The sequence below is a fragment of the Streptomyces sp. NPDC056169 genome, assembly GCF_042268445.1.
GTDB lineage: Bacteria > Actinomycetota > Actinomycetes > Streptomycetales > Streptomycetaceae > Streptomyces.
The window spans coordinates 289,929-309,914 of the sequence record NZ_JBHJUO010000010.1; the positions used below are offsets into that span (position 1 = coordinate 289,929).

15 protein-coding genes are annotated in these 19,986 nt (G+C 73.3%); 7 read left to right on the forward strand and 8 right to left on the reverse strand.

What is annotated here, in order from left to right:
- Window positions 1–31 precede the first annotated feature (31 nt).
- Window positions 32–703, forward strand: a complete 672-nt coding sequence (locus tag ACFC0G_RS18600) for a GntR family transcriptional regulator (protein WP_376404415.1) — start codon at window positions 32–34, stop codon at window positions 701–703.
- Window positions 704–710: 7 nt separating this feature from the next.
- Here the strand turns inward: ACFC0G_RS18600 and ACFC0G_RS18605 are convergent, their stop codons facing one another.
- Complete coding sequence (locus ACFC0G_RS18605; protein WP_376404417.1) at window positions 711–2,192, reverse strand: hypothetical protein; 1,482 nt, start codon at window positions 2,190–2,192, stop codon at window positions 711–713.
- Window positions 2,193–2,297: 105 nt separating this feature from the next.
- Between ACFC0G_RS18605 and ACFC0G_RS18610 the strand changes: the two genes are divergently transcribed.
- Together ACFC0G_RS18610 and ACFC0G_RS18615 are read left to right on the forward strand one after the other, a co-directional pair.
- The gene (locus ACFC0G_RS18610) at window positions 2,298–2,891 is read left to right on the forward strand and encodes a TetR/AcrR family transcriptional regulator (RefSeq protein ID WP_376404419.1); all 594 of its coding nucleotides are present in this window, start codon (window positions 2,298–2,300) and stop codon (window positions 2,889–2,891) included.
- Window positions 2,892–3,025: 134 nt separating this feature from the next.
- The gene (locus tag ACFC0G_RS18615; RefSeq protein ID WP_376404421.1) at window positions 3,026–5,098 is read left to right on the forward strand and encodes a discoidin domain-containing protein; all 2,073 of its coding nucleotides are present in this window, start codon (window positions 3,026–3,028) and stop codon (window positions 5,096–5,098) included.
- Window positions 5,099–5,117: 19 nt separating this feature from the next.
- Here ACFC0G_RS18615 and ACFC0G_RS18620 read toward each other — a convergent pair whose 3' ends face one another.
- On the reverse strand, window positions 5,118–6,410 hold the full coding sequence (locus tag ACFC0G_RS18620; RefSeq protein WP_376404423.1) for a YncE family protein: 1,293 nt from the start codon (window positions 6,408–6,410) through the stop codon (window positions 5,118–5,120).
- Window positions 6,411–6,596: 186 nt separating this feature from the next.
- Here ACFC0G_RS18620 and ACFC0G_RS18625 point away from each other — a divergent pair, with 186 nt between their 5' ends.
- Window positions 6,597–7,211 (forward strand): CBS domain-containing protein, encoded by a 615-nt coding sequence (locus tag ACFC0G_RS18625; protein WP_376404425.1) that lies wholly within the window; start codon window positions 6,597–6,599, stop codon window positions 7,209–7,211.
- 105 nt (window positions 7,212–7,316) lie between these two features.
- Here the strand turns inward: ACFC0G_RS18625 and ACFC0G_RS18630 are convergent, their stop codons facing one another.
- On the reverse strand, window positions 7,317–7,616 hold the full coding sequence (locus tag ACFC0G_RS18630) for a DUF1876 domain-containing protein (protein ID WP_376404427.1): 300 nt from the start codon (window positions 7,614–7,616) through the stop codon (window positions 7,317–7,319).
- A gap of 83 nt (window positions 7,617–7,699) precedes the next feature.
- Complete coding sequence (locus tag ACFC0G_RS18635; RefSeq protein WP_376404429.1) at window positions 7,700–8,524, reverse strand: maleylpyruvate isomerase family mycothiol-dependent enzyme; 825 nt, start codon at window positions 8,522–8,524, stop codon at window positions 7,700–7,702.
- A gap of 146 nt (window positions 8,525–8,670) precedes the next feature.
- Between ACFC0G_RS18635 and argG the strand changes: the two genes are divergently transcribed.
- Entirely contained in the window at window positions 8,671–10,125 is a 1,455-nt protein-coding gene (argG, locus tag ACFC0G_RS18640) for an argininosuccinate synthase (protein ID WP_376404431.1), read from the forward strand.
- An 88-nt stretch (window positions 10,126–10,213) separates the two neighbouring features.
- On the opposite strand, the gene ACFC0G_RS18645 is transcribed toward argG, so the two are convergent.
- On the reverse strand, window positions 10,214–11,188 hold the full coding sequence (locus ACFC0G_RS18645; RefSeq protein WP_376404541.1) for an NADP-dependent oxidoreductase: 975 nt from the start codon (window positions 11,186–11,188) through the stop codon (window positions 10,214–10,216).
- Window positions 11,189–11,249: 61 nt separating this feature from the next.
- Between ACFC0G_RS18645 and ACFC0G_RS18650 the strand changes: the two genes are divergently transcribed.
- Window positions 11,250–12,275: a GlxA family transcriptional regulator gene (locus tag ACFC0G_RS18650; protein WP_376404433.1), complete on the forward strand. Its 1,026-nt coding sequence runs from the start codon at window positions 11,250–11,252 to the stop codon at window positions 12,273–12,275.
- A 19-nt stretch (window positions 12,276–12,294) separates the two neighbouring features.
- Here the strand turns inward: ACFC0G_RS18650 and ACFC0G_RS18655 are convergent, their stop codons facing one another.
- Window positions 12,295–12,687 carry a nuclear transport factor 2 family protein gene (locus ACFC0G_RS18655; RefSeq protein ID WP_376404435.1) on the reverse strand — a complete coding sequence of 131 codons (393 nt, stop codon included), beginning with the start codon at window positions 12,685–12,687 and terminating at the stop codon, window positions 12,295–12,297.
- 262 nt (window positions 12,688–12,949) lie between these two features.
- On the opposite strand from ACFC0G_RS18655, the gene ACFC0G_RS18660 reads away from it, so the two are divergent.
- Window positions 12,950–14,740: a potassium channel family protein gene (locus tag ACFC0G_RS18660; protein ID WP_376404543.1), complete on the forward strand. Its 1,791-nt coding sequence runs from the start codon at window positions 12,950–12,952 to the stop codon at window positions 14,738–14,740.
- Here the strand turns inward: ACFC0G_RS18660 and atzF are convergent.
- Window positions 14,707–16,398 (reverse strand): allophanate hydrolase, encoded by a 1,692-nt coding sequence (atzF, locus tag ACFC0G_RS18665; protein ID WP_376404437.1) that lies wholly within the window; start codon window positions 16,396–16,398, stop codon window positions 14,707–14,709. The genes ACFC0G_RS18660 and atzF overlap by 34 nt on opposite strands.
- Window positions 16,395–19,982, reverse strand: a complete 3,588-nt coding sequence (gene uca / locus ACFC0G_RS18670; RefSeq protein WP_376404439.1) for an urea carboxylase — start codon at window positions 19,980–19,982, stop codon at window positions 16,395–16,397. Before uca ends, atzF begins: the two co-directional genes overlap by 4 nt.
- Between the last annotated feature and the right edge of the window lie 4 nt (window positions 19,983–19,986).

Consider the following 19,986-nt stretch of genomic DNA (forward strand, 5'->3'; position numbering starts at 1 on the left):
GGGCGACGTGAGGAACGGAAGGTCACAGGCGATGAGCAGCGCGGTGCAGAGACGGCGGCCGCAGACCGCCCAGCAGTTCGTCCTGGAGGAACTGCGGCGCGCCATCACCAGCGGGGAGCTCCGGCCCGGCGACCAGATCCGCCAGGACGCGCTCGCGGCGCGGCTCGACGTGAGCCGCGTGCCGCTCCGCGAGGCGCTCCAGGCCCTGGAGGCCGAGGGCCTGGTCGTGCACCACATACACCGGGGGTACTTCGTCGCGGAGCTCTCGCTCGCCGACCTGGAGGAGATCTACCGCATCCGGGAGCTCCTGGAGACGGAGGCGGTGCGCAAGGCCGTGCGGCGCATGCCGGACGGCACGGTCGACGCGCTCGAAGGCATCCAGCGCGAGGTGGAGCGGGCGGCCGAGGACGGCGACGTCCCGGGGATGGCGGCGGCGAACCGGCGCTTCCACTTCACCCTGATCGAGGCGTCGGGGATGCCGCGGCTCGTCCGTCTCATCGCGACCCTGTGGGACTCCACCGACGCGTACCGCTCGCTCTACTACACGGAGACCCCGCACCGCGAGCAGGCCGTCCACGAGCACCGCGCCGTGCTCTCGGCGCTGCTCCACGGCGACGAGGACGCCGCCGTGCGATGGCTCGACGAGCACCGCGCGCACGCGGTGGCGGCGCTCCGCGAGGTCCTGGACCTGGACCGGGGCTGACGCCCGGTCAGTCGACTGCCTGCCCGCCGGCACGACGGACGGCGCCTCCCAGGAGCAGGGCCGCCGACACCGCGGCCAGGGCCCAGGGGGCGCCGCCGGTCGCGTTCAGCGGGTCGGTGAACATGCTCACGGCGGCGAGCCCCAGGAACGCGCCCGAGGCCAGGAGCCCGGTCCCGGCGGGCATGGGCCCGGCCGTCCGCCAGTTCCTGCGCGGGATCCAGAGGCGCAGCAGGTCCGCGGCCACGGCGAGGGACACCAGCCGGGCCGTGACGCTCCACCACAGCGGGGTGGTGTCGGTCTCTCCCGCACCCAGGACCGTGGTCATGGCGAAGAGCGCCACCGGCACGAGCCAGCCGAGGCCCGCGCGCACACCCGCAACGCCCGGAACACCCGGAACACCCGGAGTGAACGGAGCGACCGGAGCGACCGGGAGACCCGTTGCCTCCGTCTCCTCCGTTGCCTCCGTCTCCCTCGTCCCCTTCGTTTCCCTCGTCCCCTTCGTTTCCTTTGCCGAGGACACCGTCGACTCCGGGGAGCGCGGGGCCGGAATCGGTCGCGGCGCGGCCGGTACGGGGCGGAGGGCGCGGGAGCGCGCCCGGCGGTCCCGCAGCCCCAGATCGCCGTAGAGGTCGACATGGGCGGCCAGCTCCGCCTGCAGAACGAGCAGTCGCTCCGCCATCTCGTCGAACTCGGCCCTGCGCCGCTCGGCCTCTTCCTGGGACGTCGTCTCGGCGGCGGACAGCGTCACCAGGCGCTCCGCGTGGAGCTGTTCGGCTTCGGCTCCGGCGGCCTCTGCGGTTCGGGGAACCTCGGCCAGCTCTCCCTGGAGCCGGATCCGCTCGTTCTCGATGATCTCCTCGATGCGGTGCCGCTCGTCCGCCGGCAGCTCGTGCGGAGCACGGGCCTCCGCCCGGGCGACGGCCGCCTTCCGCCACTCCATGAGCGGGCGGCCGCGGTGTTCCCCGATGCCGTTGATGTGGACCTTGCGGCCCTCCGTGCGGTGGATGTACAGCACCTCGCCGCCGCGGCCGTTGGGCGCCTTGCCCCAGCTGACGCGCCGGAAGTCGGCGGCCGTTCTGATCCCCTGCGCGGCGAGGTCACGGACAAGACCCCTGCCGATGCCGTTCACCTGGCTCGCGCTCAAGGACGTCCCGCGCAGCGACCGTTCGATCGACTCGCGCCGCAGCACGGCGAGCGCCCGCCGTTCGCGGCCGGCCCGCTTCCCGTCCAGGCCGTCGAGCTCGCTCGTGAGCGACCGCTCCTTCCTGACCCGCTTCTCCTGAATGCGGTGCAGGGCCTTGCCCAGGCGTGCCGCGGCGCGGTCCCGTTCCCTGGCCTCTCGGTGGAGCCGCCGCTGGTCGGCGACCTCGAACGGTCGCCGCGCCGCGAGGAGTCGGCGATGGGCGTGGACCGAGCCGACGATCCGTCGCCGTTCGGCGCGTATCTCGGCCTGCCGGGGTTCGCGGAGTGGGGTGGTGCTGTCGATCACAGGTGCGCTCTTCGGGGGGGAGAGAGAACGGGGGGCGTCTCATTATGGCCACCGGTACCGGCCGAACGGCTCCGGCTACCCTGTCGCCGGACGCGAGGAGGAACCATGGCGCGGATGCCGTCGGCCGAACGACGTACGCAGCTCGTCGAGGCGGCGATCAGGGCGATGACCAGGGACGGTGTCGCGCGGACGACCACGCGGTCGATCTGCGCCGAGGCGGGTGTCTCGCTGAGCGTCTTCCACTACTGCTTCGACTCGAAGCAGGCGCTGCTCGAAGCCGCGATCGAGACGATCACCGGCAACTACGTCGCCCGGGTGAAGTCGGCGGTCGAGCCGAGGGCCACGATCCGCGAGACCGTGCGGGCGGGGCTGCAGACGTACTGGGACCACGTCACGGCGCACCCCGGTGAGCACATGCTGACGTACGACCTCACCCAGTACGCGCTGCGGGAGCCGGGGTTCGAGCATCTGGCGCGTGCCCAGTACGGGCAGTACGTGGCGTCTGCGGCGGCCCTGCTCGACCAGGTGCGGGCCGTGCTCGGTGTGGAGCCGCGGGTGCCGGTGGAGGTGCTCGCGCGGTATCTGGCGGCGGCGATCGACGGGCTCACGCTCCAGTTCCTGGTGCTGGGGGACGAGCAAGTGGCGGACGGGCACCTGGACATGACGGCCGATCAGCTGGCGGTGCTGATCGAGGGGTGACAGCCTACCGGTCGGTCTACTCGTCGGTCACTTCGCCAACAGGTCGTTTGTCCCGGACTCTTGACTCACTGGCGAGACACCGCGATTCTCGGGGCGCCCGGCACACCCCCATCCGACCGGAGGCCTCGCCGACCATGACTCGACCCTCACCGCGAAGGACCGGCGGCAGATCCGCCTTCTTCGCCCTGTTCCTCGCCCTCGCCGCCCTCCTGTTCGGCTCTGGTCCGGTCCCCGCGGCCGCCGCCGGAGCCGCGACCGGCGCGTGGTGGGAGCCGACCTCCCGGCCCGCCCCGGACTCCGGGATCAACGTCACCGGAGCGCCGTTCAGCGGCACCGACGCCCAGGGGAAGGTGCGCGGCTTCGTCGACGCGCACAACCACCTCATGTCCAACGAGGGCTTCGGCGGCCGGCTCATCTGCGGTCAGACGTTCTCCGCGGCGGGCGCCGCCGACGCGCTCAAGGACTGTCCCGAGCACTACCCGGACGGCAGGGGCGCGCTGTTCGAGAACATCACCGGCGGTGCGGACGGCACTCACGACCCGGTCGGCTGGCCCACGTTCAAGGACTGGCCCGCCCACAACTCCCTGACGCACCAGCAGAACTACTACGCCTGGGTCGAGCGCGCCTGGCGCGGCGGGCAGCGCGTGCTCGTCAACGACCTGGTGACGAACGGTCTGATCTGCTCGATCCTGCCCCGGGACCGCGGCTGTGACGAGATGGAGTCGATCCGCCTCCAGGCCAGGAAGACGTACGAGCTCCAGGACTACGTCGACGGCATGTACGGAGGCCCCGGAAAGGGCTGGTTCCGGATCGTCACCAGCTCCGCCCAGGCCCGCTCGGTGGTCGAGCAGGGCAAGCTCGCGGTGGTCCTCGGCGTCGAGACGTCGGAACCGTTCGGCTGCAAGCAGATCCTCGACGTCGCCCAGTGCGACAAGGCCGACATCGACCGCGGTCTCGACGAGCTGTACGGCCTCGGCGTGCGCAGCATGTTCCTGTGCCACAAGTTCGACAACGCGCTGTGCGGCGTGCGGTTCGACCAGGGCGCGATCGGCACGGCCGTCAACATCGGCCAGTTCCTGTCCACCGGCACCTTCTGGGCCACGGAGCGGTGCGCGGGCCCGCAGCACGACAACCCGATCGGTCTGGCCGCCGCGCCGGTGATGGCCTCGAAGCTGCCGGCCGGGGTGAGCGTGCCGTCGTACGCCTCGGACGCCAAGTGCAACACCCGGGGTCTCAGCCGACTCGGCGAGCACGCCCTGCGGGGCATGATCGACCGCGGCATGATGCTGGAGCTCGACCACATGAGCGTCAAGGCCGCCGGCCGGGCGCTCGACATCCTGGAGTCCGAGGAGTACCCGGGCGTCCTGTCCACCCACAGCTGGATGGACCTGGACTGGACCGATCGGCTCTACCGCCTCGGCGGCTTCGTCGCCCAGTACATGCACGGCGCGGAGGGCTTCATCGGCGAGGCGGGGCAGAAGGCGGAGCTCCGTAAGAAGTACGGGGTCGGTCTCGGCTACGGCACGGACATGAACGGTGTCGGCGGCTGGCCGGGTCCGGTCGGCGCGGACGCCCCGAACGCCGTGAAGTACCCCTTCCGCAGCGCCGACGGCGGAGCGGTGATCGACCGTCAGGTCACGGGCGAGCGGACCTGGGACCTCAACACCGACGGCGCCGCGCACAACGGCATGGTCCCGGACTGGATCGAGCAGATCCGGCTCAGCGGCGGCCAGGGCGTCGTGGACGAGCTGTCCGGCGGCGCGGAGTCGTACCTGACGACGTGGAAGGCGACCGAGAAGCACGAGCCGGGCGTCAACCTCGCTACGGGCGCGGCGACTTCGGCGAGCTCCTCGGAGTGGCACCCGTTCACGAGCTACGCGCCGGGCCGCGCCGTCGACGGCGACGTGGACACGCGCTGGGCCAGCGACTGGTCGGACGGCCAGTGGCTCCAGCTGGACCTCGGGTCCGTGCACCGGGTGGGCAAGGTCACCCTGGACTGGGAGCGCGCCTACGCGCGGGAGTACCGCATCGACGTGTCGGAGAACGGCACGGACTGGCGGACGGCATGGAGCACGAACGCCGGTGACGGCGGCTACGACAACGCGGAGTTCGCGTCGACGTCCGCGCGGTACGTACGGATCCAGGGGGTGCGGCGCGCGACCCAGTGGGGCTACTCGCTCCACGAGGTCGCGGTGCACAGGTCCTGACGTTCGTCAGTACCTCGGCTCAACTCCCCGCGGGGCCCGTCCAGTCGGCGGGCACGCGGGCGAGCCGGACACGCTGGGGGTGGTCACCGACATCGACGGTGGCCACCTTCCGGCCGGTGGCGAAGTCGATCGCCGTCACCCGGTCGGCGCCGCTCTCGGAGACGACGCAGGACCGTCCGTCGCCGCTGACGGTCGCCCAGTAGGGCTTGGACACCTCGACGAGCGGGCCCTGCTGGAGGCTCGCGCGGTCGACGACGGTGGCGTAGTCGTCCATCGTGCCGGCGACACAGAGCTTGCTTCCGTCGGGGCTGATCGAAAGGCCGTGATGGCGCGAGTCGTTGACCCACTTCGTGCGGTCGGGGTCGGTCGACGGGCTGCCCGGGAGGTACTTGGCCCGGGTGATCCGGTCGGTGGCGATGTCGTACTCCAGGAACCCGCTGAGGAACGAGACCTGGAAGTACAGCTTCTTCTCGTCCGGGGTGAAGACGAGCGGCCGCACGGCGTCGGAGAGGTCGTCGCGCCCGAAGGCGTCGAGGCGGGTGCGCATGTCGATCACCCGTACGGTCTCGAAGGTGCGGGCGTCGACGACGGTGATCCGGCGGTCGCCCTTGGTCCAGTCGAGCCAGGGCGCGTCGAGGGCGGTGGTGACCTCGCCGATCGACATGTTCCACAGCAGGCCGTCGGAGGTGAAGACGTTCTCGTGCGGCTTGTCGCCGGTCGCGAACGAGCCGAGCTGACGGCCGGTGGCGATGTCGAGGACGTGCACGGTGTTCGCCGTGGAGGCGGAGACGGCGACGCGGGTGCCGTCGGGCGAGACGGCCATGTGGTCGGCGCGGTAACCGGCCACGGGGAAGCGCCAGTTGATCCGACCGGTGCGCAGGTCGAGGGAGACGACGTCGGCGAAGCTGGGCCGGGAGACGACCATGGACGCGCCGTCGGGGGTCGCGTACATGTCGTCGACGAGCTGGTCGTGCCCCTCCCCGGGCCCGCTGCGGACGCCGAGGAAGAAGGCGAGCTTCACGGGGTTGAGGTAGATCTCCCGCAGCCGCTCCTCGCGGTCGGGGACGACGTTCACGCGCCCGACGCGGCGGAGGTCGCCCCGGGACTCGATGACGTCGGCCGTGCCGTCCCAGTTGTTGCCGACGAACATCACCTCGCGCAGCCCGCCGGAGGCACCGTCCGACGGCATCGACGGATCGGCCAGGGCGGCCGGGGCGGCCGTTCCGGTGGCGCCGGCCGTCGCGAGGAGGGCGAGGGCCAGGGCGAGGGCGCCGCCGAAGCGGCGGCGACGGTGGGGGCGGGGGGAGGGCATGAGGGGGTCCTTCTTCCTTCTCGGAACCGCGACTTACCCGAAGTAACCATGTACATGACATACCCGCAAGCCCCCGGCAGACCTCGGCCGAACCCCCGTCGAACCCCCGCCCCCCGACCCCTCACGCCAGGACTACGCCCGGTGCGGGATCATGGAGTCCGGAACACAGAAGGGACGGAACGGACGATGAGGAACCGCAGTGTCGCGGACCTGATGACGCCGGCCGCGGTCGCGGTGCAGCGGGGGACGTCATTCAAGGAGATCGCGCGGCTCCTCGACGAGTACGGCATCACCGCGGTCCCCGTCGTCGACGACGACAACCGGCCCGTGGGCGTCGTCTCCGAGGCGGACCTGCTGCGGCGGCACACCGCGAAGGACGGCCCGAGCACGGCCGAGGCCATGATGTCGAGCCCGGTCGTGACGGCCCGTCCGTCCTGGACGGCGGTCGAGGCGGCCCGGCTGATGGAGCGGCACCGCGTGAAGCGGCTGCCGGTGGTGGACTCGGACGGCCGGCTCATCGGCGTCCTGAGCCGGAGCGACCTCCTCCAGCTGTTCCTGCGGCGGGACCGGTCGATCCAGGAGGAAATCCGCGAGGACGTCGTCGTCCGCATCCTGCGCCTCTCCCCCGCCGCCGTGCACATCGACGTCGACGAGGGCGTGGTGACGCTCAGCGGCACCCTGGCGGACCCCGACGTCGCGCCGATCCTCGTCCGGCTGTGCGAGACCGTGGACGGAGTCGTCGAGGTCGCGGACCGGCTCGTGTACGGGGACGCGGACGGGGACAGGGACAGCGGCTCGTAGGGGCCACCACCAAGCCGCCCGCGGCCCTCCTGCGGAGCCCCCGGGGCGCGGGTGGCGGCTCCGTCAGGAGAGGGAGACCGGTAGAGGGAGATCAGGAGCGGGAGATCAGGAGACCGCCTCCGGCCAGCCGTATCCGGGACCGGTGTGCCGGGGTACGGTCCCCGCGCCCACCGCCTCCATCTCCCGGTTGGCCTCCCGCATGAGCTTGCCGGCCAGGTCCTTCATCGCCCGGCTCGCGGCGAGCTCGTCGCCGATCGCCGGGACGTCCACGTCCGACGGGTTGCAGCGGGCGGTGCCGTGGCCCGTGATGGTCGAGGTGCCGGTGGTCAGCCGCGCCTCGGCGTCCGTCCTGCCGCTCTCCTCGACCAGTTCCAGGCCGACCGTCCACTCCTGGGTGCGTGTCATGGTCTGCCTCCTCGCGCATGGCTACTACCAGCATCCACCGGCCCGGGCCTCCGCGCGCGGGGGCCGGGGCGACGCCCGGCGCCTCAGGGCGCGCGGAAGAGGCGGGGGAAGCGGGGCGCGAGCCAGGGCTTGCGGCCCCAGCCGAGCGCCTTGCCCCGGGCGATCACGGGCCACGGGTCGACCCGCCCCAGGGCGAGCAGGAGGAAGGCGACGGGCTCGGTGAGGACCGTGCAGTCCGGGCGGGCCGGCGGTTCGTGGTCGACCCGGACCGCGCCGTCCGTGATCGTGACGCCGAACGCCGGGCCACCCCGGAGCCGTACCGCGAAGCGCGCGGTGAGACCGGCGACGGCGGCCGGGTCGGCCACCTTCGGCATCGCGGCGAGCATGAAGGGGAGGGTGAGGACGACCCGCCGGGCGTCGAGCATGTGGGGGCGGCCCAGGGCGAGGGCCAGGTCGTAACCGTGGCCGAGCATGTGGGTCAGCAGGTACGAGCCGAGGACGGCCGGGCTCATCGTGCCGAGCGGGGTGGTGAGCACCTCCGCCGGGTCGCGCTGCTCGACGGCGGCGAGGAAGGCCTCGGCCTGCGCCGCGATCATGTCGGCGAGGGGGGCGGGGGCGCGCTCCGCGAACCCGGCGAGGGCGCGTTCGTTGGCCTCGGCCAGGCTGCCGGGGGTGCCGTCGCCGTAGGGGCGCTCGTGTCCGGCGGCGAGGTCGGCCATGAGGGCGTTCGCCTGGGCCAGGTGGGCGGCGGCCTCGCCGACCGTCCAGGTGGAGCGGGGAACCGGCAGGCCGGCGTGCTGCCCGGCACCGTCGCCCCGTGGCGTGCGCAGGACCGCCGCGATGTCCTCGGCGGTCCCCCGTATCGCCTCGGCGAGCTCCTCGGTCAGCACTCCGCTCGTTCGCCGCACTCTCTCCACCCCGTCCCGGACGCCGACGCGCTCTCCTGGGCGGAGCTTCGGCTGGTGAGGGACCGTACCAGGGGTAAGCCCACCCGGTGGAGATCTCTGCACGGACCCACGTTGCATGACCATGCAGGATGATGCATACTCTTCCTATGTCTAAGGTCCTCACCTCCCTTCCCGCCGGCGAGCGCGTCGGCATCGCCTTCTCGGGCGGCCTCGACACCTCGGTCGCGGTCGCGTGGATGCGCGACAAGGGCGCCGTCCCGTGCACCTACACCGCCGACATCGGCCAGTACGACGAGCCCGACATCGCCTCGGTGCCCGGCCGTGCGAAGGCGTACGGCGCCGAGATCGCCCGCCTGGTCGACTGCCGCGCCGCGCTGGTCGAGGAAGGCCTGGCCGCGCTCACCTGCGGAGCGTTCCACATCCGCTCGGGCGGCCGCGCCTACTTCAACACCACGCCGCTCGGCCGCGCCGTCACCGGCACCCTGCTGGTCCGGGCCATGCTCGAGGACGACGTCCAGATCTGGGGCGACGGCTCGACGTTCAAGGGCAACGACATCGAGCGGTTCTACCGGTACGGCCTGCTGGCCAACCCGCACCTGCGGATCTACAAGCCGTGGCTCGACGCGGACTTCGTGACCGAGCTCGGCGGCCGCAAGGAGATGTCGGAGTGGCTCGTCGCCCACGACCTCCCCTACCGGGACAGCACGGAGAAGGCGTACTCCACCGACGCCAACATCTGGGGCGCCACGCACGAGGCGAAGACCCTGGAGCACCTGAACACCGGCGTCGAGACGGTGGAGCCCATCATGGGCGTCCGCTTCTGGGACCCCTCGGTCGAGATCGCCACCGAGGACGTCACGATCGGCTTCGACCAGGGCCGCCCCGTGACCATCAACGGCAAGGAGTTCTCCTCCGCCGTCGACCTGGTGATGGAGGCCAACGCCATCGGCGGCCGCCACGGCATGGGCATGTCGGACCAGATCGAGAACCGGATCATCGAGGCCAAGAGCCGCGGCATCTACGAGGCGCCCGGCATGGCCCTGCTCCACGCGGCCTACGAGCGGCTCGTCAACGCGATCCACAACGAGGACACCCTCGCCCAGTACCACAACGAGGGCCGGCGCCTCGGCCGCCTCATGTACGAAGGCCGCTGGCTGGACCCGCAGGCCCTGATGGTCCGCGAGTCGCTCCAGCGCTGGGTCGGCGCGGCCGTCACCGGCGAGGTGACCCTGCGGCTGCGGCGCGGCGAGGACTACTCGATCCTCGACACGACGGGCCCGGCCTTCAGCTACCACCCGGACAAGCTCTCCATGGAGCGCACCGAGGACTCGGCGTTCGGCCCGGTGGACCGGATCGGTCAGCTCACCATGCGGAACCTCGACATCGCCGACTCCCGCGCCAAGCTGGAGCAGTACGCCACGCTCGGCCTGATCGGTACGGGCAGCCCGGCCATCGGTGCCGCCCAGGCGGCCGCGACCGGTCTGATCGGCACCCTGACGGAGCTGCCGGAGGGCGGCGCCGAGGCGATCGCCTCCCGCGGCGAGGTCTCCGGCGACGACGAGATGCTGGACCGCGCGGCGATGGAGATGGGCACGGACTGACGCTCACCGCTCACCGGAAGGGCCGGCCCGGCGCACTGTGCGCCGGGCCGGCCCTTCCGGCGTCGCGGGGGTAGGCACCACGGGTGGCTCAGATCCCGGCGGGCTCCCCGGCGGCCTCCCTGTCGGACCGACCCTCCACGACCAGGACGATCTTGCCCGTGGTGCGGTCGGTCTCGCCGAGGGCGTGGGCCTTGGCAGCTTCGGCGAGCGGGAAGACGGCCTCGACGTGGGCGCGCAGGGCGCCGGACCCGGCGAGGTCGGCGACGGCGTTCATGCCGGCGTGGTCGGCCTCCACGAGGAGGGTCTCCACGCGCACTCCCCGCGCCGCGGCCTTCGCCGGCTCGTCCGGGTCGGTGCCCGGGAGGAGCGAGACGAGGATGCCGCCGGGGCGCAGGACGCCGAGGGAGCGGACGCGGGTGTCACCGGAGACGGTGTCGAGGACCATGTCGACGTCGGCGACGACCTCGGCGAAGTCGACCGAGCGGTAGTCGATCACCTCGTCGGCGCCGAGGGAGCGGACGAAGTCGTGCTTGGCGGCGCTCGCGGTGCCGATGACGTAGGCGCCGCGGGACTTGGCGATCTGGACGGCGAGGTGGCCGACCCCGCCGGCGGCCGCGTGGACGAGGACCCGCTGTCCCGGGCCGACCTGGGCGGTGTCGACGATCGCCTGGTACGCGGTGAGGGCGGCGAGCGGGAGGGCTCCGGCCTGGACGTGGTCGACGTCGGCCGGCTTGTGCGCGAAGGCGCGGGCGGGGCCCGTCACGTACTCGGCGTGCGAGCCGACACCGTTCGGGTAGGGCAGCATCCCGAAGACCTCGTCGCCCGGCTTGAACACGGTCACGCCGTAGCCGACGGCCTCCACGACTCCGGAGACGTCCCAGCCGAGGACGAGCGGCAGACGGTCGAGGAACAGCCCCGTGGAGCGGTGCTTCCAGTCGGTGGGATTGACGCCGGCCGCGCGGACGGCGACGAGGATCTGGTTCAGGCCCGGCTCGGGCCGCGGGACCACCACCTCCTGGAGCACCTCGGGGGTGCCGTGGACGTCCTGGCTGATGGCGCGCATGGTGCGGTGATTCGTCATGCCCACCAGCCTCGCCGTCCGCCCCGCGGCGTACCATGGCACGATGGCCATCTTTCGACAGGATTCTGCCAACGCCGCCGACACCGCCGAGTCCCTCACGCCGGCCGCGGGGAACCGCCACCGCGTCGTCGTCCTCGCCCTGGACGGGGTGTACCCCTTCGAGCTGGGGATCTCGAACCGCGTGTTCGGTGCCGCGCCCGAGTTCTACGAGGTCGTGACCTGCTCGGTGGACGGCCTGCCGGTCCGCACGAACGCCGACTTCTCGGTGACCGTCGCGCACGGCCCGGAGGTGCTGCGCACGGCCGACACTGTGGTGCTGCCGCCCTTCGACCTGTCGCTCCTCACCCGCGAGGCGCCGCCGGGGGTCGCCGAGGCCCTCGCGGCCGTACCCCCGGGGGCCCGGCTGGTGTCCATCTGCACGGGCGCGTTCGTGCTGGCCGCGGCCGGGATGCTCGACGGGCGGCCCGCCACGACCCACTGGGCGCTCGTGGAGACCTTCCGCTCGTGGTTCCCGGGGGTGGCGCTCGACCCCGACGTCCTCTTCGTCGACGACGGCTCGGTGCTGACCTCGGCGGGCGCCGCCTCGGGGATGGACGTCTGCCTCCATCTCGTACGGAAGGACCACGGCGCCGCCGTCGCCAACCAGGTGGCGCGGATGTGCGTCGCACCGCCGTGGCGGGACGGCGGGCAGGCGCAGTACATCGAGCAGCCGGTCCCCGAGGCGACGGCGAACGACACCTCGGCGACCCGGCAGTGGGCGCTGGAGCGGCTGCACGAGCCGATCGCCCTGAGCGAGCTCGCCGGGCACGCCCGGATGAGCCTGCGGACCTTCGCCCGGCGGTTCGACGAGGAGGTCGGCATGAGCCCCGGCCGGTGGCTGATCCAGCAGCGGGTGACGCGCGCCCGGCAGCTCCTGGAGACTACCGACCTGGCCGTGGACGACATCGCCGGGCAGGTCGGCTTCGCCACCGGCACGTCGCTGCGGCAGCACCTGCACGCCGCGATCGGGGTCACCCCGCTCGCCTACCGGCGCACGTTCCGCGGCACGCCGAGGACGGCAGCGGTCTGAGGGAACGCCCCCCTGCCCCTCAGCCGCCGGCGGCCTCGCGGGCGATCCGGTCGAACTGCGCGCCCATGGCCTCGGCGAGCGCCCGGGCCGCCGAGAGGGGGCGGACCATGACGGTCAGGTCGTCGATCTTCCCCTCCTCGTCGACGTGCAGGAAGTCGCAGCCGTGGATCTGCTTCCCGTCGACGGTCGCGGTGAAGACGAGGGCGTGGTCGCGGCCGTCGGGGTTCCCGATCTCGCGTACGTACGCGAAGTCCTCGAAGACGCGCAGCACGCCGCGGAGGATGGCGGCGGTCATCGCCCGGCCCGCATAGGGCGCGAAGGCCACCGGGCTGGTGAAGACGACGTCCTCGGCGAGCAGCGCGTCCAGGGCGTCCGGGTCACGGTCCTCGACGGCCTTGCGGAACGGGTGCATGCACCCTCCTCGTGTACTCAATAAATTGAATAAGTGAATCGGAGGCTATGCCGGGCGGGAGCGACTGTCCAGCACCGGGCCTCCGTCACGCGCACGGCATCCAGAAGCACGCAGGGACTGCCGGAGTCCGGCAGTGCACAGACGTGCGATTCCCTGGAACCATCCCTGGCAAGGGGAGACGCAGGAACGGGGCGAGGGGCCGGGGGGAATCATGATCGCGCCATCGCACCAGGACACGGGAGACCGACGGACCGGCGGCCACATGGTGGTCTGTGGCGATGACGGGCTCGCGCATCGGCTCGCCGCCGAGTTACGGGACGTCTACCGCCAGCGGGTCGTCCTCGTCGCTCCCGGCGACCAGGCCGGGGAACCGGACGTCGAGGCGTCGGCACCCACCGAGGCGGCGCTCTCGCGGGCCGGGGTGGACCGGGCCGCCGCGCTCGCCCTGCTGTACGAGGACGACGAGACGAACCTGCGCGCCGCGCTCGCCGCCCGGCGGCTCAGCCCCGGGCTGCGGCTCGTGGTCCGCATGTACGACCGGAAGCTGGGACAGCATCTGGAGGAGCTGCTCGACCAGGCCGCCCTCGTGCACTCCCCCGGCATCGATCGCAGCGTCCTCGACGCCTCCACGACCGTGCTGTCCGACGCGGACACGGCGGCCCCCGCGCTCGCCGCCACCGCCGTCGCCGGGACGAGCAAGGTCGTACAGGCCGACGGCGTCCTCCTGCGCGCCGCCGAACGCACCCCGCCCGGACGCGGCGAGCTCCCGGACCCGGGCCTGTGCACGCTGGCGCTGCTGTCGTCCACCACCACCGATCCGGCGGGCGCCGAGGGCTCGGAGGCCAGCGGCCCCCAGGGCCCCCTGCTCCTGCCCGACGACCGGGCCGTGACGCTCTCGACCGGGCGCGGGAGCGTCGTCCTGGAGGCCCTCCGGTACGCCGGACCCGCCCGGTCCTCGCGTCGCCCGGCCCGCCGGGGCGCCCCGCTTCGCGAGCTCTTCTCCAGCCGGCTGCGGTGGGCACTCGCCGGCATCGCCGCCTCCGTGCTCGGCCTGACGCTCACCACCACCCTGCTCACCGACGCCGACCCCGTGCACGCCGCGTACATCACGCTGCTCGACCTGTTCTCGATCAACGACCCCGCGGTCGACGCCTCGGTCACCCATCAGATCCTCCAGCTCCTGTCCGGGCTCGTCGGCCTCGCCCTGCTTCCCCTCCTGGTCGCCGGAGCGCTGGAGGCGCTCGGCACCTTCCGTGCCGCGGGTGCGCTGCGCCGTCCGCCCCGCGGCCTGTCCGGCCACGTCGTCCTGCTGGGACTCGGCAAGATCGGCACCCGTGTCCTGGCCCGGCTGCGGGAACTCGACATCCCCGTCGTCTGCGTCGAGGAGGACCCCGACGCCCGCGGCATCCCCCTGGCCCGCGGCCTGGGCATCCCCGTGGTCCTCGGCGACGTCACCGAGGACGGCGTCCTGGAGGCCGCGAAGGTCCACCGGGCGCACGCCCTGCTCGCCCTCACCAGCTCCGACACCACCAACCTGGAGGCCACGCTCTACGCCCGCACGGTCAAGCCCGACCTGCGCGTCGCCCTGCGCCTGTACGACGACGACTTCGCCACCGCCGTCTACCGCACCCTACGCACCGCCCACCCCGAGGCGCTCACCCGCAGCCGCAGCGTCACCCACCTCGCCGCGCCCGCCTTCGCCGGCGCCATGATGGGCCGCCAGATCCTGGGCGCGATCCCCGTGGAACGCCGGGTCCTGGTGTTCGCCGCCCTCGCCGTCGCGGGACTCCCCCAGCTCGAAGGCCGCACCGTGACCGAGGCGTTCCGCCCGGGCGGGTGGCGCGTCCTCGCGCTCGACACCGCCTCCCCGGGCACCCGACGACCCGACCTCGCCTCGGCCCGCCACGAAGGCGAACAGCCCCAACTCCTGTGGGACCTCCACCCCGGCTACGTCCTGCGCCCGGAGGACCGGGTCGTCATCGCCGCCACCCGCCGCGGCCTCGCCGAACTGCTGGGGAGTCAGCGGACGGGGTCCGAGGGTGACTCCGGCTGACGCGTCTGCTCCTCGACGGACGGAAGGGCGGCGCGCCAGCCGCCGTACGAGGTGATCTCGCGGGCGCCGTCGAGGGCCTCGGGTTCGCAGAGGAAGCCGGGTACGGAGGTTCCGTCCGCGAGTTCCACGCTGCCCAGCGCCATGGGGCGGGGCAGCGACGCGAGGAGCGCCCCGAGGCCCTCGGCGGGAAGCCGCCAGACCTCGGCCTCGATCGCGGCACCGCCTTCGCGGACCCGGACGAGGCCCGGCTTGGGCGGGACGGTGTCCAGGGCGTACAGCCGGTAGGCGGGTGCGGTCGTGGTCGTGCGTGTCAGTCGGCCGCCGAGGGCGAGCAGCTGCCCGTTGAGCGGCTGTCCGGACAGGTGCGCGCCCACCACCGCGAGACGCGTCGGCGGCGTGGTGAGCAGTCCGGCGACGCGCGCGAGCCGCTCGTCCGTGAACGCCGGGCCGATCAGCATGACGCCGAACGGCAGCCCGTTCACGTCGCCGGCCGGGACGGCGACCGCCGCCAGGTCGAACAGGTTGGTCGCGTTGGTGAACCGGCCGAGCCGGGCGTTCGCGCCCAGCGGGTCGGCCGCGACCTCGGCGAGGGTCGGGTGGCCCGGTGTCGTCGGCAGGAGCAGCGCGTCCGCGTCGCCCAGGGAGGCGAGCGCCGCGGCACGCAGGGAGGCGAGCTTCGCCCGGTCCGCGTACAGCCGGTGGGCCGGGATGTCCCGGGCGCGGGAGACGATCCCGGCCACCGTGGGGTCGAGGTCCGCCGAGCCCGCGTCGACGAACGCGCCCACCGCGGTGTAGCGCTCGGCGACGAACGCCCCCTCGTACAGCATCGTGGCCGCTTCGGTGAACGGCGTCAGATCGACGGGCAGGATCTCGGCGCCCGCGTCGGCGAGCCGGGCCACGGCCGACCGGAACGCCTCCGCCCAGCCCTTGTCGAGCTCGCCCAGCTGCCCGGTGTCGGGTACGGCGATCCGCCACGGTCCCGGGCGGCGCTGCTCCAGGGCGGGGAGTTCCCGCGCCGGCGGCGCCGCCATGAAGGACAGCGCCCGCTCGGCCTCCGGGAGCGTGCGGGCGAAGACCGTCACGCAGTCGAGCGACGCGCAGGCCGGGACGACGCCCTCGGTCGGGACCAGACCGATCGTCGGCTTGAGCCCGACGATGCCGTTGAAGGCGGCCGGGACCCGGCCCGAGCCGGCGGTGTCCGTGCCGAGCGCGAGGTCCGCGATGCCGAGGGCGACCGAGACCGCCGATCCGGACGAGGAGCCGCCCGAGACGTACGTGGGGTCGACGGCGTTGCGGACCGCGCCGTACGGGCTGCGCGTGCCGACCAGGCCGGTCGCGAACTGGTCGAGGTTCGTGGTGCCGAGGAGCACGACCCCCGCCGCCTTCAGGCGTGCCACCGCCGGGGCGTCGGCCTCCGGCCGGTAGGCGTACGAAGGGCAGCCGGCCGTGGTCGGGAGCCCGGCCACGTCGATGTTGCCCTTGACCGCGAACACCGTCCCGGCCAGCGGCAGCCGCTCGCCGGCGGCGGTCCGCGCGTCGACCGCGGCGGCGTCCGCCTCCGCCTCCACCTGCGGGCGCAGGTCGATCCACACCTCGGGCCGGTCCACCCGGGCGATGCGGGCGTACGCGGCCCGTACCCGCTCCACTGCGGTGATCATGCTGGTGCCTCCGCGGTCTCGACGGGAGCGAGGACGACGAGCGCGGTGCCCGCCTCGACCTGGCTGCCCGGTGTGATCAGGACCTCCGCGACGATGCCGTCGACGGGTGCCGGTACCGGCGCCTCCATCTTCATCGCCTCCAGCGCGACGAGCTGCTGACCCGCCGACACCCGGTCTCCGACCGCGACGTCGACCTGCCAGACGCAGGCGGTGAACTCGGCCTCGACCAGACGGCCGCCCTCCGGCACCGTGATGTCGGAGGGGGGCGGCGTGACCACGGCCGCGGCCTCGGCGCGGGCGAACTCACCGGCGGCCTCCCAGGCGTCGCGCTCGGCGCCGAACGCGGCGCTCTGCCGGGCCCGGAACGCGGCGATGGACGCGGCGTTCCGGTCGAGGAAGGCACGGTACTCGGCGAGCGAGAAGGTGCCTTCCTCGGTCTTCGGCACGAAGCGGCCGGAGATGATGTCCGCGCGCAGTTCCAGGAGTTCGTCGGCCCCGACCGGGTACCACCTGATCCGGTCGAAGAAGCGCATCAGGCAGGGCCTGCCGGGTGCGAAGGCGCCCCGCTGCTGCCAGCCCGACCACACCTGCGTGGTGCGGCCGACGAACTGGTAGCCGCCGGGCCCCTCCATGCCGTAGACGCACAGGTACGCGCCGCCGATGCCGACCGAGTTCTCCGCGGTCCAGGTGCGCGCCGGGTTGTACTTGGTCGTGACCAGCCGGTGTCGCGGGTCCAGCGGGGTGGCGACGGGCGCGCCGAGGTAGACGTCGCCGAGGCCCAGGACCAGGTACTCGGCGTCGAAGACGGTGCGGTGGACGTCGTCGGTGGTGTCGAGGCCGTTGACGCGGCGGATGAACTCGATGTTCGAGGGGCACCACGGGGCGTCGTCGCGCACACCGGCCGTGTAGCGGGCGATGGCCTCCCGGGTCGCCGGATCGTCCCAGGACAGCGGGAGGTGCACGGTACGGCTGGGCACCACCAGCTCGTCGGTGGCGGGGAGCTCCTCCTCCACGCGCAGCACGACGTCGAGGAGCGCCGGCGGGGACAGCACGTCGGGGTTCGTCGCGATCTGGAGCGAGCGGATGCCGGGGGTCAGGTCGACGACGCCGGGCAGTGCGCGCGCGGCCAGTGCCTCCGCGAGCGCGTGGACGCGCATGCGCAGCGCCAGGTCGAGCTGCATGGGTCCGTACTCGACGAGGAGGTTGTCGTCGCCGCTGCGGCGGTACGTGACCGCCGGGCGGCCCGCGCTCTCCTCCCGTCGCGCGAGGACTCCGCCGTCGACGACGGCCTCGCGGTCGGCCCGCGGGGCCGAGGCGGGCCTGCGCCGCAGCTCGCCCGCCGCCGCCGTGGTGACCGGGACGAAGCGGACCGTGTCGCCGGGCCGGAGCTGGCCGAGCTTCCAGCGCTGTCCGGTGACGACCGTCGCCGGGCAGACGAAGCCGCCGAGGGAGGGCCCGTCGGGGCCGAGGAGGACGGGCATGTCGCCGGTGTAGTCGACGGCGCCGACGGAGTACGGCGTGTCGTGGATGTTGGACGGGTGGAGGCCCGCCTCGCCGCCGTCCGCGCGTGCCCAGCGCGGCTTGGGGCCGACCAGGCGGACACCGGTGCGCGCCGAGTTGAAGTGCACCTTCCAGTCCGCGGCGTAGAAGTCGCGGATGTCGTCCTCGGTGAAGAACTCGGGGGCGGCGTGCGGGCCTTCGACCGCGCCGATCCACCACGTGCCGCCGAGGGCCGGACGGTCGTCGAGGGGGACGACGGAGGTCTCCGTACGGGCTTCGCCGCCGTGCAGGACGTCACCGGCGCGCAGGGCGCGGCCGCCGTGTCCGCCGAACCGGCCGAGGGTGAAGGTGGCGGCGCTGCCCAGGAACTCCGGTACGTCGAGGCCGCCCGCGAACAGCACGTAGGTGCGCAGGCCGTGCTCGTCGGGGGCCCCGACGGCGAGGGTCCGTCCGGCGTCGAGGGTGACCGGCTCCCATTGCGGTACGGGGGTGCCGTCGATCGTCACGTGTGCGGGGGCGCCGGTGACGCAGACCGTGGTCGGGTGGGTGAACCGGAGGGAGGGACCCTGGAGGGTGCACTCCAGGCCGGGGGCGCCTTCGTCGTTGCCGAGCGCGGTGTTGCCGAGCCGGAAGGACAGGTCGTCCATCGGGCCGCCGGGCGGGACGCCGACCTGCCAGTGGCCGGTGCGGCCGGGCCAGTCCTGCACGGTCGTCAGGGTGCCCGGCGCGACGACCTCGATGCGCGGGGTGGGGTCGACGATCGTGGCGAGCGAGGCGGTCGAGTGGGTGGCGGCGCGCACGGCGGGATCCCGGAGCGCGGCCCGTACCAGGCCGAGGTTCGTCTCGATGCCGTCGACACGGGTCGCGGCGAGCGCCGCGTCGAGCCGGTCGAGTGCCTCGGCGCGGTCGGCGCCGTGCGCGACGACCTTCGCGAGCATCGGGTCGTACGCGGTGGTGACCTCGGTGCCGGTCTCCACCCAGGTGTCCACGCGGACGCCCGGAGGGAACGTGACGCGGGTCAGGAGGCCCGCGCTCGGGCGGTGGTCGCGGGTGGGGTCCTCCGCGTAGATGCGGGCCTCGACGGCGTGGCCCCCGGGCGTCGGGGGTTCGGTGACGACGGCCGTGTCGCCCTGGGCGAGCCGCAGCATCCACGCGACCAGGTCGACGCCGTGGATCTCCTCGGTGACCGGGTGCTCGACCTGGAGACGGGTGTTGACCTCCAGGAAGTACGCCTCCTCGCGGGCGGCGTCGTACACGAACTCGACCGTGCCGGCGGAGCGGTAGTCCACCGAGGCGCACAGGTCCCGGGCGGCCTCGGCGAGTCCGCGGCGGACCCGGTCCGGAAGCCCGGGCGCCGGGGCCTCCTCCAGGACCTTCTGGTTGCGGCGCTGGAGCGAGCAGTCCCGGTCGCCGAAGGTGACGACCTTGCCCTGCCCGTCGCCGAAGACCTGCACCTCGACGTGGCGGGCCCGCTCCACGAGCCGCTCCAGGAAGACGCCGGCGGAGGAGAAGGAGGCCGCGGCCACCCGCTGCACCCGCTCCCAGGCGCCGGCGAGGTCGGCCGCGCCGTGGCAGGCCTGCATGCCGATGCCGCCCCCGCCGCCGGTCGCCTTGAGCATCACCGGATAGCCGATGTCCTCGGCCGCCGCGAGGGCCGCGGCCACATCGGGGAGGAGCCCGGTGCCGGGCGCGAGCGGCACCCCTGCCGCCTCGGCGGCGGCGCGCGCGGTGTGCTTGGCGCCGAACAGCTCCAGTTGTTCGGGGGTGGGGCCGACGAAGACGATGCCGGCGTCGGCGCAGCGGCGCGCGAAGTCGGCGTCCTCGGACAGGAATCCGTAGCCGGGGTGGACGGCTCCGGCGCCGGTGTCCTTGGCGGCCTTCAGGACCAGGTCGGCGTCGAGGTACGACTCCTTGGCGGGCGCGGGGCCGAGGCGGACGGCCTCGTCGGCCAGCCGGACGTGCTCGGCGCCGCGGTCCGCGTCGGAGTACACCGCGACGGTGCGCAGGCCGAGCTGCCGGGCGGTGCGGATGACGCGTGCCGCGATCTCGCCGCGGTTGGCGACCAGCAGGGTGTCGAACGTCATCGTG